Source organism: Cupriavidus basilensis OR16, assembly GCF_000243095.1.
GTDB classification, from domain to species: Bacteria; Pseudomonadota; Gammaproteobacteria; order Burkholderiales; family Burkholderiaceae; genus Cupriavidus; species Cupriavidus basilensis_D.
Genome location: NZ_AHJE01000035.1, coordinates 48,818 through 62,639, shown reverse-complemented (window position 1 = coordinate 62,639; position 13,822 = coordinate 48,818). Strand labels below are relative to the sequence as shown.

At 66.0% G+C, this 13,822-nt stretch carries 9 protein-coding genes and 3 pseudogenes; 6 read left to right on the top strand and 6 right to left on the bottom strand.

The genetic code is table 11. From position 1 onward, the window contains the following. Nucleotides 1–39 precede the first annotated feature (39 nt). The 3 genes from OR16_RS13500 to OR16_RS13490 all read right to left on the bottom strand — a co-directional run bounded on the left by OR16_RS13500 (nt 40) and on the right by OR16_RS13490 (nt 3,809). On the bottom strand, nt 40–999 hold the full coding sequence (locus OR16_RS13500) for an AEC family transporter (protein WP_006158513.1): 960 nt from the start codon (nt 997–999) through the stop codon (nt 40–42). A 74-nt stretch (nt 1,000–1,073) separates the two neighbouring features. Further along, nucleotides 1,074–2,135, bottom strand: a complete 1,062-nt coding sequence (locus OR16_RS13495) for a porin (protein ID WP_006158512.1) — start codon at nt 2,133–2,135, stop codon at nt 1,074–1,076. Nucleotides 2,136–2,396: 261 nt separating this feature from the next. Continuing rightward, nucleotides 2,397–3,809, bottom strand: coding sequence for an MFS transporter (locus OR16_RS13490; protein WP_006158511.1), 1,413 nt, complete (start codon nt 3,807–3,809; stop codon nt 2,397–2,399). Between the two features lie 238 nt (nt 3,810–4,047). Between OR16_RS13490 and OR16_RS13485 the strand changes: the two genes are divergently transcribed. Further along, nucleotides 4,048–4,236, top strand: coding sequence for a Gfo/Idh/MocA family oxidoreductase (locus tag OR16_RS13485; protein ID WP_006158510.1), 189 nt, complete (start codon nt 4,048–4,050; stop codon nt 4,234–4,236). Next, a pseudogene (locus OR16_RS13480) lies at nt 4,233–4,621 on the top strand (type II 3-dehydroquinate dehydratase). Before OR16_RS13485 ends, OR16_RS13480 begins: the two are co-directional and overlap by 4 nt. Nucleotides 4,622–4,936: 315 nt before the next feature. Here OR16_RS13480 and OR16_RS13475 read toward each other — a convergent pair. Beyond that, nucleotides 4,937–5,742, bottom strand: a pseudogene (locus tag OR16_RS13475) (shikimate dehydrogenase family protein). 434 nt (nt 5,743–6,176) lie between these two features. Here OR16_RS13475 and OR16_RS13470 point away from each other — a divergent pair. From OR16_RS13470 to OR16_RS13460, 4 genes are all read left to right on the top strand, one after another. Then, nucleotides 6,177–7,322: a 4-hydroxyphenylpyruvate dioxygenase family protein gene (locus tag OR16_RS13470; protein ID WP_006158508.1), complete on the top strand. Its 1,146-nt coding sequence runs from the start codon at nt 6,177–6,179 to the stop codon at nt 7,320–7,322. A gap of 213 nt (nt 7,323–7,535) precedes the next feature. Next, nucleotides 7,536–8,159 (top strand): hypothetical protein, encoded by a 624-nt coding sequence (locus tag OR16_RS13465; protein ID WP_006158507.1) that lies wholly within the window; start codon nt 7,536–7,538, stop codon nt 8,157–8,159. Between the two features lie 50 nt (nt 8,160–8,209). Beyond that, nucleotides 8,210–8,353 carry a hypothetical protein gene (locus OR16_RS44055; RefSeq protein WP_158001353.1) on the top strand — a complete coding sequence of 48 codons (144 nt, stop codon included), beginning with the start codon at nt 8,210–8,212 and terminating at the stop codon, nt 8,351–8,353. A gap of 84 nt (nt 8,354–8,437) precedes the next feature. After that, entirely contained in the window at nt 8,438–9,208 is a 771-nt protein-coding gene (locus OR16_RS13460) for a class I SAM-dependent methyltransferase (RefSeq protein WP_006158506.1), read from the top strand. An 8-nt stretch (nt 9,209–9,216) separates the two neighbouring features. Here the strand turns inward: OR16_RS13460 and OR16_RS13455 are convergent, their stop codons facing one another. Then, nucleotides 9,217–10,713: an efflux transporter outer membrane subunit gene (locus tag OR16_RS13455; RefSeq protein ID WP_043419649.1), complete on the bottom strand. Its 1,497-nt coding sequence runs from the start codon at nt 10,711–10,713 to the stop codon at nt 9,217–9,219. A 1-nt stretch (nt 10,714) separates the two neighbouring features. Next, nucleotides 10,715–13,815: pseudogene (locus OR16_RS13450) on the bottom strand (efflux RND transporter permease subunit). Nucleotides 13,816–13,822: the final 7 nt, after the last annotated feature.

Below are 13,822 nucleotides of genomic sequence, written 5' to 3'. Positions count from 1 at the left end.
TCGCTGGCCCGACCGGCGCCACTGCGCCCGGCAAGCGTGTCAGGGGAGCGCGTGAAAGGCGCCAAGCAAAAAGAGCAAGGCGCTCAGCGTGAAGAACGAAGCGATGGTTGTGATCAGCAAGGTCACCGCGCTGAAATCTTCCTGCCCGTAGGCCTGGCCCAGGGTGGCGTAGATGCCCATCATGGGCATGGCCGCCATCAGCACGGCCGCCGCGCCAAGCGAGCGATCGATCGCGGGCAGCCCGAGCATCGGCAGCGTCGTGATCGCCAGGAAAACGCACAACGGATGCAGCACCAGCTTGCCCACGACAATCGGCGCGATGCGCGAGCCGAGCCCACCCATGGGCAGTCCGACCAGCGTTCCGCCGATGACAAAGAGGGAGAGCGCACTGCAGGCGGTTGCCAGCGTATCGACGGTGCGCGTGACCGGCGCGGGCACTGTCAAGCCAAGCACCGACACCGCGAGCCCCGCGAGCAAGCCAAGGATCAGCGGGTTGCAGATCAGCCGGGCCAGCGCTTTGCCCAACGCTTGCCACTGGCCGGCGCCGCCCTGTTTACGCTCCGCCATGAAGAGCAGGAAGGGAATCACCAGCAGGTTTTCCACCGTCATGTTGAGCGCGAGCGAAACGCCCGCCACCGGCGCCAGCGTCAACAGGACGATGGGATAGCCGATGAAGCCGCTGTTCGAACACGACATGCCCATCGCATAGAACGCGCTGGTAGCCGGATTCAGCCGGCTGACGTGCCGGCACCAGGCATAACCCAGGCCGATCACCGCCCATGATCCAACGCAGTAGGCAAGCAGGTAGCTGACGTTGAGAATCTCGCCAACCTGGCGTTGCGACAGCGCGCGAAATAGCAGCGCCGGCAATGCCAGGTTGATCACGAATTTCCCGAAGACGCGCATGTCGGCCTTGGCAAACAGCCCGGCGCGGGTCGTCGCGAATCCGATCAGGATGAGGATGTAGATTGGCGCGATGATCGCCAGGATATCGAACATGCGAGTCTTGTCGGTATTCTTGTCTGTATTCTTGTCTGTTTATCTGCTTGCCTGCTTATGTCTGGCTACGCGCCTCAGAATTTATGGCGCAGGCCGGCCATGAAGCCCAGCCGGGTCGTGTTGCCGAACATATTGCCGCTGTTGTTGAAGTTCGGGGAGCTGTTCAGCGGGATCCAGGCGCCGCTCAGGTGGGTGTAATCCACTGCCACATAGACGTCGGTACGCTTGCTGAAGTTGTAGTCCAGCATGCCCGCGGTGGTCATGCGCTTGCCGCTCTCGCCGGCATGCTTGAGCCAGTCGTACTGGAAGGTCCCGATAAAGCTGAAGGCCTCGGTGATGTTCACGCGCGTGCCGATATAACCTACGTTGTTGCGGTAGTCGGCCACATCCAGGCGGTTGTTGGTATAGCCCAGGTAATACTGCGCGCGCGAAGCCTTCCAGGTACCCCCCAGGCCCCACACGGTTTGCTTGCTGGCCTGCGCGGCCGGCACGGCGCCGAAGAAGGCGGAGGAGACATCGTGCGTGACCTGGTAGACGGTGCCCACTTCGATGGGGCCGCTGCTGTACACCAGCGAGCCCGCGGCCGCGTTGCTGGCCTTGATGCTGCCCGCCACCTCGCCGAAGGTATAGGCCGCCGCCGCCTGCAGCGCGCCGAAGGACTTGATGTACTTGATGGTGTTGTCGTAGCGCAGTCCGGTGTAGTTGCCGCCCTGGTAGCCGACGATGGAGTTGTTGGCGAAGGCCATGGCCTCGTAGGAGGACAGGATTTCGTGGGCGAGCGTGTATTGCCGGCCCAGCGCAAGTTTGCCGAGATCGCCGTCCAGGCCGATCACCGCGGTGCGCCCGAACAGGCGGCCGCCTTGCTGGCTGCTGCCGGTATCCGGGCTGAAACCCGATTCGAGGATGTAAAAGGCCTTCAGGTTGTTGCCGAGGTCTTCGGTGCCGCGCAGGCCCCAGCGGCTGCCGGTGAGTTCGCCATCGGTCATTTCCCACTTGCTGTTGCCGGCGGCGTTCGCGTGGGTGGCGTAGCGGATGGTGGTGTCGATGAGGCCATACAGGGTGACGCCGGATTGCTGGGCGAATGCAGGCAGGGCGGCGCTCCCGAGAACGAGCAGGGCGGCGGCTTTCTTGTTCATGTCGATACTCCTCCAGATACTTTTCATGTGGATTTCAATATGGATATTGATTTTTTTTAAAGCACGGGCCTCGTCATTCAATCGTGCTTTTGTGTTTCAGCGCTTTCGGGGAAATGGGCACCCCTTGGGTGCGTGCGATCGCACCGACATCAGGTGAAAGCAGGTGACGGGTGACGGGCGACGGCGGGAGAACCTGGCTTCAGAGAGCGCTGGTCCGCCGCGGACCGGCGCTCTTTGCGCTCTAGCCAGGCCGTGCTGCGTTCAGGTGGCCGCGCGGGCCAGCTTTGCCTCGCCCATGGCCTCGGCGCGCAGCCGGTCGTAGTCCTGCTTGTCCATGGGAACGGCGTTGGGCTCGCCGAGTTCGCTCATGCGGATGCGGTGGGTTTCCCGGGCACTCAGGGCCGCCAGGGCCGCAACGATCGTCACGGCGAAGGTGATCGCGCCGACCGTCAGCGGGATATTGGCCGATCCCGGAGGCGCCACGGTGGCGAACAGCGCGGGAAGCAAGGCGGTGACGGCGGTGCCGATATTCTGCGCGATGGCCATGGCCGAGACGCGGGAGCGCGTCGGGAACAGCTCGGGGTAGAAGCTCGGGAAAATCGCGTTATAGCCTTGGTAGGCGATGCCCCACATCAGCAGCGATGCCACGATGGCAAGCGGCACGTTATGGATGCTGATGGCGTAGAGGTAGACGAAGGACAACAACCCCGAGCCAAGCGCGCCGACGACGATCGGCGGCTTGCGGCCGATCTTGTCGGACAGGTTGCCGACAATCGGAATGACCAGCACCGCGAGGATATTGCCTGCCACCGGAATCCACAGGTAAAGGCTCTTGTCGAAGCCGATGCCGTACGCCGGCTGCACCGCATAGGCCGCGCCGAAGATTGTGGCCACCACCGGGATCACGTTCATCAGGGCCATGCACACCACGCGGATCATGTCGCGCCAGCTGAACTTGAAGGCTTCGATGATGGGCGAACGCACCACTTCGCCAGCCTTGGCTTCCTTGGCAAACGCTGGCGTCTCGGAGACTTCACGGCGGATGACGAAGCCGGCCACCAGCACGAAGGCGCTCAGCAGGAAGGGAATGCGCCAGCCCCAGGCATTGAACGCGTCCGACGGCATGTAGTACGCAAGCGGCAGGAAGACCGCGGCGGCCAGGATCTGGCCGGCCTGCACGCCCTGGAGCGTGAAGCTGGCGTAGTAGCCGCGGCGCCCGAACGGCGCGTGCTCCAGGATCATCGAGCTGGCGCCGGAGATTTCACCGGCGACCGCGAAGCCCTGGATCAGGCGAAGGATAACCAGGAGCACCGGGGCGAGCATGCCGACCTGGCCGTAGGTCGGCAGCAGGCCGACTGCGACGGTCGAGAAGCCCATCAGGAACATGCACAGCACCAGCACGTTCTTGCGCCCGTGGGTGTCGCCCCAGTGGCCCAGGAAGAGGGCGCCGATGGGCCGGGCGATATAGCCGACACCGTAGGTTGCCAGCGAAGCAACGATGGCGACCTTGGGGTTGCCCGAGGGGAAGAAGATCTGGGGGAAGATCAGCGACGCCGCCGTCGCATAGATGAAGAAATCGTAGTATTCGAGTGCCGAGCCGATCCAGCCGCTCGCGGTCGCCTTCTTGGTTTGGCGCTTGCCGTGTAGGTCACGGTCATTGAGGGTTGTAGCCAATTTCGTCTCCAGTCATTGTTGCCTGGAAATTAAGCGATCCCTCGACCGCAGACAAGGCAAATTCGCGCAATTTGCGCGCTATTCGCGCAGATTGCGCGGTGCACGCCCAAAAGCCGGGTTTCTACCAGCGGGATGGCACCCGATCCGTTGCAAAGAGCGACCGGATCCGGAGCCCGTTCAAGGGGCGCGGTGGCCTCGCTGGGGTTGTCTGCGCTATCAGAAAGGTGACGTTGAGCCCATGTGGCTCAAGACCTATGCGCACGACCAGGACCGCTTGTGGGTTCAAGCCTTTCCAGGCCAGCTCGCGCATTTCTGCGACGTGATCCGCGGCGCCGCCGTGCCCCTTGTCACCGTGCACGACGGGCTGCAGAATCTGCGCCTGACTGAAGCCATCGCCAAAGCTGCGCGCAGCGCGGGCCCAACCTGAACCTGCTGGGCACGCGCGAGCCGCAGATCTACGGCTCGACCACGCTCGCCGATGTCGAGGCCGACCTGCGGCTGCAGGCCGTCCAGCTGGAGAGGGTGCCATCGTCGATCGCATCCACGCGGCGCGCACCGAGGGTGTCAGCTTTATCCTGATCAATCCGGGCGCGTTCACCCACACCAGCGTGGCGATCCGCGACGCCTTTGCCGGCGTTGCCATCCCCTTCGTCGAGGTGCATATCTCGAACGTCCACAAGCGCGAGGCGTTCCGCCACCACTCCTACCTGTCGGATATCGCGGAGGCGGTGATGGCGGGTTTCGGCACCCAGGGGTACGGGCTGGCGCTGCAGTTCATCGCCGCGAAACTGGCGGGCGCGCCGGCCAGATAACGCGGTGCTTGTCAGACGGCAAAACAGCCAGGCTTGTACCTGGCTCAGACCGCCGACAAACCTGATGCACAGGCCAAAGCCGCGCGCCGTGACGGCGGCTTGGCTGTCTCTCCCTCCCTTCAGGCCCGTCAGGGGCGAGAGGGTAGGGGTAGGGGGGATTAGCCAGGAGCCCCTTGAAGCGAAGCCCGTGGTGTTGTCTCGCACGCAGGTGTAACGAGCGCCCAGCCTCTCTCCCGCACGCGGGAGAGAGGCGCACGGCAACGCAGATCCGGCTTCGCGTGGAGCGCGGGCTTTTCAATCGTCCCGATGCTGTGTTCAGTATGCGAGCCTGGCGACGGCGCGCAGCTCTTCGGCCGTGGCCGTGCCAAAGCCAAAGAATTCGAGATAGGCGGGAATCATCTCGAACAACATGTCCGTGCCCACCTGGACCTGGCAGCCGCGCTCCAACGCCGCGCGCAGCAGGGGCGTGTACTCCGTCTTCATCACGACCTCGCCCACCCAGGCTTGCGGGTCGATGCGGCTGACATCGAAGGGCAGGGGGTCGGCCTCGTTCATGCCCAGCGGCGTGGCGTTGACCACCAACTGGTAGCCGGCGGGATCGTTCGAGCCTGTGCTTACCTGCAATTGCGGGTAGTGCGCCTGCAGCCGCGCGGCCAATGCCTGCGCCGACGCGTCGCGCGCATCGAACAGGCCTAGCCGCGTCACGCCGGCGCCGGCCAGCGACGCGGCGATGGCCGAACCCACGCGCCCTCCAACTGGCAGCCTTTGCGCTGGATGCCGCGCACGAAGCCCGCGCCATCGAACTGATCGCCGAGCAAGGTGCCGTCATCGCGCAGCAGTACCGCGTTGCAGGCGCCGGCGATGCGGGCTGTCGGGGTGAGCGCGTCCACCAGTGCCATGGTGGAGACCTTGTGCGGCATGGTGATGAGCGCGCCGCGCAGGTTGGTCAGCCGGAACAGCGCGCGAAAGCCGTCGGCGAAGTGCTCGGCTTTCAGTCCCATGGGCACCACCACGGCATTGATGCCGCGCTGTGCAAACCAGGGGTTGTAGATCATTGGCGCCTTGAAGGACTCGGTGGGGTAGCCGATGTGCGCGATGAGGGTGGTCTTGCCGTCGATCATGGTGGGGTCTGGGGTCCGTGTTGCCGTCTATCCCGCGAGGCGGAAGCGCTGTGGTTAGCGCAAGCTTAGGGGGTGACGTGATGCGAACCAAGAGATTCAAGCCGCATCATGCGCGATAATCGCACGTATATGCGCGCTTATGGTGTGAAATTCGGGTTTGCCCGTGGATGAGGCTCCTCAAGCGGGGCGCCACCGAAAATCAGGGTTTACCCTTGATTTGTGCGTTCATCGTGCGCTCGCGCACGAATAGCGTGGCAGGCCTGGGCGCTGCCATTGTTGGCACGCGGGACGCCGGCTAGGCTTCGGCTGCCGCCGTGCCCACCCCGGCACGGCGGTGCGGGGGGGGCACGGCGCCCGGGCTAGAGCGAAGCCAAGGCCCTTGCTATGATGGCTAACACCCGCAGCCACCACGGACCACATAAAAAGGAGCAGACATGAGCCGACCGGCAGACGTTTTTTCGTCGCGCACCGACGATTTCCAGCCTTGGGAGAATCCGCTGGGCATCATGGGTTATGAGTTCGTCGAATTTGCGTCCCCCGATCCCGCAGCGCTTGGGCGTACCTTCGAGCGTTTCGGCTTTCATGCCATTGCCCAGCACCGGCACAAGGACGTGAAGCTGTTCCGCCAGGGCGAGATGAATTTCATCGTCGACGCGGAGCCGGATTCCTTCGCCACCCGCTATGCCTCCGAATATGGCCTCTCGATCTGCGCGGTCGGCATCCGCGTGAACGATGCCGCAACGGCGTTCGCGCGCGCGGTCGAGGCCGGTGCGTGGCCGTTCGAGGCCGGCACGGTTGGCCCCATGGAGTTGAACATTCCGGCTATCCAGGGCATCGGCCGCTCCATCATCTACTTTATCGACCGCTGGCGCGGCAAGGAGGGGCGCCCTGGCGACGTGGGCGACATCTCCATCTACGACGTCGATTTCCGCTCGCTGGCGCATGCCGGCACGGATACTGCCGCGCCACCTTCGGGCGCCGGCCTGGCCCGCGTGGATCACGTGACGCAGGCGGTCGATCCCGGGCATCTGGAAGAATGGCTCGATTTTTATCGCAAGGTGCTGGGCTTTCGGGAAATCCATGAGGTCAATGCCGGCTGGCATGTTGCGAGCGATTCCCGCGTGCTGCTCTCGCCCTGCGGCCTGATTCGCATCCCGATCTACGAGAAAGGCACGCAACGCCACGACCAGATGGAGCACTACCTGTCAGGGCATCACGGCGAGGGCATCCAGCACATTGCGCTGGCGACCGACGACCTGGTGGCCAGCGCAGCCGCGCTGGCGCGCAACGGCGTGCGCTTCGTCGAGCCGCCCGCGGCCTACTACGACACCGTGGACGCGCGCGTGCCGGGACACGGGCTGGATCTAGCAGCCTTGCGGCGCTATGGCATCCTGGTGGACGGGGCGCTGCGCGACGACGGCACGCGCGAAGCCTTCCTGCAAGCCTTTGCCCGCCGCGAGGCCGGCGAGTTCTTCTTCGAAATCGTCCAACGCGACAACTACCATGGCTTCGGCGAGGGCAACCTGCCCGCGCTCGAGGCGGCCATGGCTTCTGCCTCTGCGCCCCAAGCCCCGGCTTGAAGACCCGGATTGCAGCCCGCCCACCTTGACGGCGTGGACCGGCTCGCGGATAGTGCGGTGCGCGGCATCCGCGTGGCCATTCCCCGCGGTTCCCGTTTCTCGCTTTGCCTCCCCATTCCTGGCCGTGCAGCCGCGGCCATTGCGCCCGCCGTCAACATGACTCTTTGCTTGCTTCGTGCCACCTGTGCGGATTCCCGACGTATTGCCAGGCGGATGCTGGCGCCGGCCCTGGCGCTTTGCCTCGGCTTGTCCGCCTGCTCGCGGCATGACGCCTCGCCCGCGCCGGCTGGCGCTTCGTCCGCGCAGGCCGCACCGGCTTCGGCAGCGGTTGCGCAGGCCGACACCCTCAAGCGCGAGGCGTTGATCCTGCTGGCCTTTCCCGCCTGGCGCGACGACGACAAAGGCCGCGTGGTGCGCGCCGCGTTGCCGGACCCGGACTACAAGGGCACGGGCGAGGCGCCGCTGGTGGAGGGCACCATCGATGTCAAGCCGATCCAGGTGATCCGGCTGGACGACACCCATGCGGTGATGCTGACCGAGGGCATGGTGGTGGATGAAGGTGGCACGCGCAACAATAGCCACGTGGCGGGTGCCTGGCTGGGCGCGTACTTCTTTACGCGCGATGCCATGGCCAGTGGCGAAAGCCCTGGCGGCTGGCAGCTCAGCCGGCGTGTCGACGGCTACGACTTCTCAGGTGGGGAAGGCTCGCTCGGCGAGTCGTCGATCGCAAAGATATCGGCCACGGACTCGACGAGGCGCTGTCAGGCAAGGCCGATGCGTTCCCTCGGCGCGGCACGGATAGCCAGGATGCCGGCGAGCAGGTCTGCTACGCGGTAGAAGGCAAGCCGGCATTCGCCCTTGGCGCGGACACGCCGGGCGACCTGACCGTGACGTTCCAGGGCCAGGAGGTCAAAGTCCCGGGCGGCGCGGGCAAGCCGCGGCGCAAATCGCTGGATGCGGTGGTGCGCTATCGCTTCCAGGACGGCAAGTACCTGGTCAGCCAGGGCGAGAACCCGGTGCCTTCGTTCTAGTTCCACTTCCCCCACGCCCGGCGCCGCTGCGGCGATGGGCTGGCTCCGGAGCGCCTGTCCAACGCACAACAGAGAGACGCAACCATGACCGACATCCACCACGCCGCTGCCCAGGGCTTCTCCAGCCAGGCCGATACCTACGCCCGCGGGCGTCCCGACTATCCGAGCGCGCTTGGCGCCTGGCTGACAACCGAGCTCGGCCTGCAGCGCGGCAATACGGTGCTGGACCTGGGCGCCGGCACCGGCAAGTTCAGCCGCCTGCTGCTGGCCACCGGCGCCAGCGTGATCGCGGTGGAACCGGTGGCGGCGATGCGGGCCCAGCTCAGCGCCGCGCTGCCCGCCGTGCAGGCGCTGGAAGGCACGGCCGAGGCCATCCCGCTGCCCGACGCCAGCGTCGACGCGGTGGTCTGCGCGCAGGCGTTCCACTGGTTTGCCAATGCCGCCGCCATGGCCGAGATCGGCCGTGTGCTGCGCCCGGGCGGCAAGCTTGGCCTGGTGTGGAACGTGCGCGACGAATCGGTCGACTGGGTGGCGCAGCTGACCGCCATCATGACCCCGTTCGAGGGCGATGCGCCGCGCTTCTACAAGGGCGACTGGAAGGCGGTCTTTCCGGGCAGCGGGTTCGGCGAGCTGGCGCTGGCCAGCCTGCCTTACGAGCACATTGGCCCCGCGCAGCAGGTGATCGTGGACCGGGTGATGTCGGTCAGCTTCATTGCCTCGCTGCCGGCCGCGGAGCAGGACGCGGTGCGCGCCCGGCTGCTTGCCGTGATCGATGGCAGCCCGGCGCTGGCCGGCAAGGCCAGCGTGGCGTTCCCTTACCGGACCGAGGCGTATAGCTGCCAGCGGCTGGCATAGCGGACAGGCTACGGCGCGGCCGCCGGGCCCGGCGCGTTCGCGCTGTAGTCGACCGGCGCGTCCGCTGGGCGGGGCGTGTCGCCCGCGCGCTCGATCCATCCGCCGCCGAGGAACTGGTAGAGATCGACCAGGTTGATCAACCGTTGCAGCCGGGCGTTGATCAGCAGCAACTGCGCACTATAGAGGTCGTTCTGCGCGGTCAGCACGCTCAGGTAGCTGTCCACCCCGTTGCGAAAGCGCAGGTCCGACAGCACCAGCCGCCGCTCCTGCGAGCCGGTGAAGCGCTCGAGCGCCTTGATCTGGTTGTCATAGGTGCCGCGCGCCGCCAGGCCATCCGACACTTCGCGAAAGGCGGTCTGGATGGCTTTCTCGTAGACGGCGATCTCGATGCGCTTTTGCACCTGGGCCAGGTCCAGCGCGGCGACATTGGCGCCGCCCTGGAAGATCGGCAGGGTGATCTGCGGCGCGAACGACCAGGCGCCGGAGCCCGGCTTGAACAAGCCGCCCAGCGTGGGCGACAGCGTGCCCGCGCTGCCGGTGAGCGTCACCCGCGGGAAAAACGCCGCGCGCGCCGCGCCGATGTTGGCGTTCGCAGCCCGCAGCGATTGCTCCGCGGCGGCGATGTCCGGGCGCCGGATCAGCAGGTCGGAGGGCAGGCCCGCTGGGATGTCGGCCAGCAAGGCCTGGCCGTTGAGCGGCAGGCCAGGCGGCAGGTCGTCCGGCAGCGGCTCGCCCACCAGCAGCACCAGCGCATTCTCGGACTGCGCACGCAACCGGCTTTCCGTTTCCAGGTTGGCGCGCGCCTGCTCGACCACACCCTCGGCCTGGCGCAAGGCCAGCTCCGAGCCCGTGCCGACGTCAAACTGCAGGCTGGTGATACGCAACGACTCCTCGGCCGTCACCAGCGTGCCGCGCGTGACGGCCAGCGCGTCGTCGTAGCTGAGCATGGTGAGGTACTGGTCCGCCACCGACGACAGCAAGGCCAGCTCCGCCGCCCTGCGGCTTTCCGCCAGCGACAGGAACTGCGCGAGGGCCTGGTCGCTCAAGCTGCGGATGCGGCCGAAGAAGTCGATTTCCCACGACACGTTGAGGCCGACCGAGTACTCGCCTGAGATGGTCTTGCCAAGGAAAGACAGGTTCTCCGGCGTGCGCGAGCGGGTCTGCGAGGCCACCCCGTTGACGACCGGGAACAGGCCGGCGCGGCTGATCTGGTACTGCGCGCGCGCCGCTTCCATGTTCAGCACCGACACGCGCAGGTCGCGGTTGTTCTTGAGCGCGAGTTCCAGCAGGCGCTGCAGGCGCGCGTCGGCAAAGAAGTCCCGCCAGCCGATCTCGGGCGCGGGCGCGCTGGCCGCGCCGCTGGCGGGCTCCGGCTGCTTGTCGTAGACGCCACCGGCCGGGAAGGCGGGGGCAACGGGCGCGGCGGGGCGCTCGTAGCGCGGCTGGAGCGTGCAGCCGGCGGCCAGCATGGCCGCGGCGGTGGCGATCAATGCGAGTCTGGGCATCTCAATGTCCTTGACCAGGCGTGCCGGTGCTACCTTCATCGCCGCCGTCCGTGGGGCCTGCCGGCGCGGGTGCGGTCTGGGGCGGACTTCCGGGCTTCTTCTTGGTCTTGCTGAACTTGCCGATCACGACGAAGAACATCGGGATCATGAAGATCGCCAGGAAGGTGGCGGTCAGCATCCCGCCGATCACCCCGGTGCCGATCGCATGCTGGCTGCCGGCGCCAGCGCCATTGCTGAGCGCCAGCGGCATCACGCCAAGGATGAAGGCCAGCGATGTCATCAGGATCGGGCGCAAGCGCAGGCGTGCCGCCTCCACCGCCGCGTCGATGGTGCTCATGCCCTGGTCGCGCAGGTCGCGCGCGAACTCCACGATCAGGATGGCGTTCTTCGCCGACAGCCCCACCGTGGTCAGCAGGCCGACCTGGAAGAAGACGTCGTTCTCCAGCCCGCGCAGGGTGGCGGCCAGCAGCGCGCCCAGAATGCCCAGCGGCACCACCATGATCACCGAGAACGGGATCGACCAGCTCTCATACAGCGCGGCCAGGCAAAGGAACACGACGAGGATCGAGATGCCGTAGAGCAGCGGCGCCTGTGAGCCGGACTGGCGCTCCTGGTATGACAAGCCGGTCCATTCGTAGCCGATGCCCTCGGGCAGCTTCGCCGCGATGGCCTCCATGGCGTTCATCGCCTGGCCGGTCGATTTGCCGGCTGCCGCCGAGCCCTGGATCTCGACCGCCGGGATGCCGTTGAAGCGCTCGAGCTTGGGGGAGCCGTAGATCCACGCCCCCGAGCCGAAGGCACCGAACGGCACCATCGTGCCAGCCGCATTGCGCACGTACCAGGTGTTCAGGTCTTCCGGGTTCATGCGGAACTTCGGTTCGCCCTGCACGTAGACCTTCTTGATCCGGTTGTCGGTATCGAGGAAGTTGTTGATGTATAGCGATGCCCAGGCGGTCGAGAAAGTCTGGTCGATGTCGGCGGCGCTAACGCCCAGCGCGTCGGCTTTTTCGCGGTCGATGTTGACCTTGAACTGCGGCGTGTCGTTCAGGCCGTTAGGGCGCACCTGCGCCAGCAGCGGGTCTTTTGCCGCCATGCCCAGCAGCATGTTGCGCGCCTGCATCAGCTTCTCATGGCTCACGCCGGCGCGGTCCTGCAGCTCGAAGTCAAAGCCCGCGGCCGTGCCGAGCTCGGGGATCGAGGGTGGGTTCAACGGGAAGATGTTGGCGTCCTTGTACCCGGCGAAGTGCCCGAAGATCCGGCCGACCAGGGCGGGCGCTTTCAGGTTCGAGGATTCCCGCTTGGTGAAGTCCTTCAGCCGCACGAACACCAGCCCCGAGTTCTGGCCGCGCCCGGCAAAGCTGAAGCCGTTGACCGTGAGCACCGCCTCCACCGAGTCTTTCTCGCTGTCCAGCAAGTAGTTCTGCACGTCCAGCAGCACCTTGGCGGTGCGCTCCTGCGTGGAGCCCACGGGCGCCTGCACCAGCACGAACATCGTGCCCTGGTCTTCTTCGGGCAGGAAGGATTTCGGCAGCCGCACGAACAGGAAGCCGACCACCAGGATCACCATCAAGTAGAGGACCAGCCAGCGCCCCGAGCGCCGGATCACGTGCACCACCCCGCCGTGGTACTTCTGCTGGCTCCTGGCGAAGGTGCGGTTGAACCAGCCAAAGAAGCCGGTCTTTTCGTCGTGATGGCCTTTCGGGATCGGCTCGAGCAGGCTGGCGCACAACGCAGGCGTCAGGATCAGGGCGACCAGCACGGACAACACCATGGCGGCCACGATGGTCAGCGAGAACTGCCGGTAGATCGCGCCCACGGAGCCGCCCGAGAACGCCACCGGCACGAACACCGCCGAGAGCACCAGCGCTACGCCCACCAGCGCGCCGGTGATCTGCTCCATGGCCTTGCGCGTGGCGTCGCGCGGCGACAAGCCTTCCTCGGCCATCACCCGCTCGACGTTTTCCACCACCACGATCGCATCGTCCACCAGCAGGCCGATGGCCAGCACCATGCCGAACATCGACAACGTGTTGATCGAGAATCCAACCACCGACATCACCGCGAACGTGCCCAGCAGCACCACCGGCACCGCGATGGTCGGAATCAGCGTGGCGCGCAGGTTTTGCAGGAACAGGTACATCACCAGGAACACCAGCACGATGCCCTCGATCAGCGTCTTGACCACCTCCTCGATCGACAGCGTGATGAACGGCGTGATGTCGTACGGATACTCCACCACCACGCCTTGCGGCGCGTAACGCTGCAGCTCGGCCATCTTGGCGCGCACGGCCTTGGCCGTGGCCAGCGCGTTGGCGCCGGTGGCCAGCTGGATGCCGAAGGCCGCGGTCGGCTGGCCGTTGTACTTGGTGTCGAAGTTGTAGTTCTCGCCGCCAAGCTCGATGCGCGCCACATCCTTCAGGCGCACCTGCGAGCCGTCGGTATTCACCTTGAGCAGGATATTGCCGAACTGCACGGGGGTTTGCAGCAGCGTGGCCTCGGTGATGGTGGCTTGCAGCATCTGGCCCGGCACCGACGGCGTGCCGCCCAGGCTGCCGCCGGCGACCTGCACGTTCTGGGCGGCGACCGCGCTCCTGATGTCGATCGGGGTCAGGCCGTAATTGTTGAGCTTGGTGGCGTCGAGCCAGATCCGCATGGCGTACTGCGAGCCGAACAGCGTCACCGTGCCGACACCGTGGAAGCTGCTGCTCGACTTGGTGACCTTGGTGCCCAGTTGCTGCACGGCCTGCGGCAGCAGCGGGTGGCCAGTTGCAGCTTGTTTTGCACCTGGACCTGCGCGATGTCCGGGTTGGTGCCGGCGGCGAAGGTCAGCGTGATGGTGGCGGTGCCGGAGTCGTCGCTGGTGGACGACAGGTACAGCAGGTGGTCCAGGCCGCTCATCTGCTGCTCGATCACCTGCGTCACGGTGTCTTCGACGGTCTTGGCGGAAGCGCCGGGATAGGTCGCGCTGATCTGCACGGCCGGCGGGGCAATCGTGGGGTACTGGGCAATGGGCAGCGTGGTGGTCGCGGCGAGGCCGGCAAGCATCAGGATGATCGCGATCACCCACGCAAAAATCGGCCGGTCGATAAAGAACTTTGCCATGAAGCTG

What these genes read in the sequence shown, in the direction of transcription:
- OR16_RS13455 (WP_043419649.1), bottom strand. Translation starts at nt 10,713, where the DNA reads ATGCCCAGACTCGCATTGATCGCCACCGCCGCGGCCATGCTGGCCGCC.
- OR16_RS13495 (WP_006158512.1), bottom strand. Translation starts at nt 2,135, where the DNA reads ATGAACAAGAAAGCCGCCGCCCTGCTCGTTCTCGGGAGCGCCGCCCTG.
- OR16_RS13500 (WP_006158513.1), bottom strand. Translation starts at nt 999, where the DNA reads ATGTTCGATATCCTGGCGATCATCGCGCCAATCTACATCCTCATCCTG.
- OR16_RS13485 (WP_006158510.1), top strand. Translation starts at nt 4,048, where the DNA reads ATGTGGCTCAAGACCTATGCGCACGACCAGGACCGCTTGTGGGTTCAA.
- OR16_RS13470 (WP_006158508.1), top strand. Translation starts at nt 6,177, where the DNA reads ATGAGCCGACCGGCAGACGTTTTTTCGTCGCGCACCGACGATTTCCAG.
- OR16_RS13465 (WP_006158507.1), top strand. Translation starts at nt 7,536, where the DNA reads ATGCTGGCGCCGGCCCTGGCGCTTTGCCTCGGCTTGTCCGCCTGCTCG.
- OR16_RS13460 (WP_006158506.1), top strand. Translation starts at nt 8,438, where the DNA reads ATGACCGACATCCACCACGCCGCTGCCCAGGGCTTCTCCAGCCAGGCC.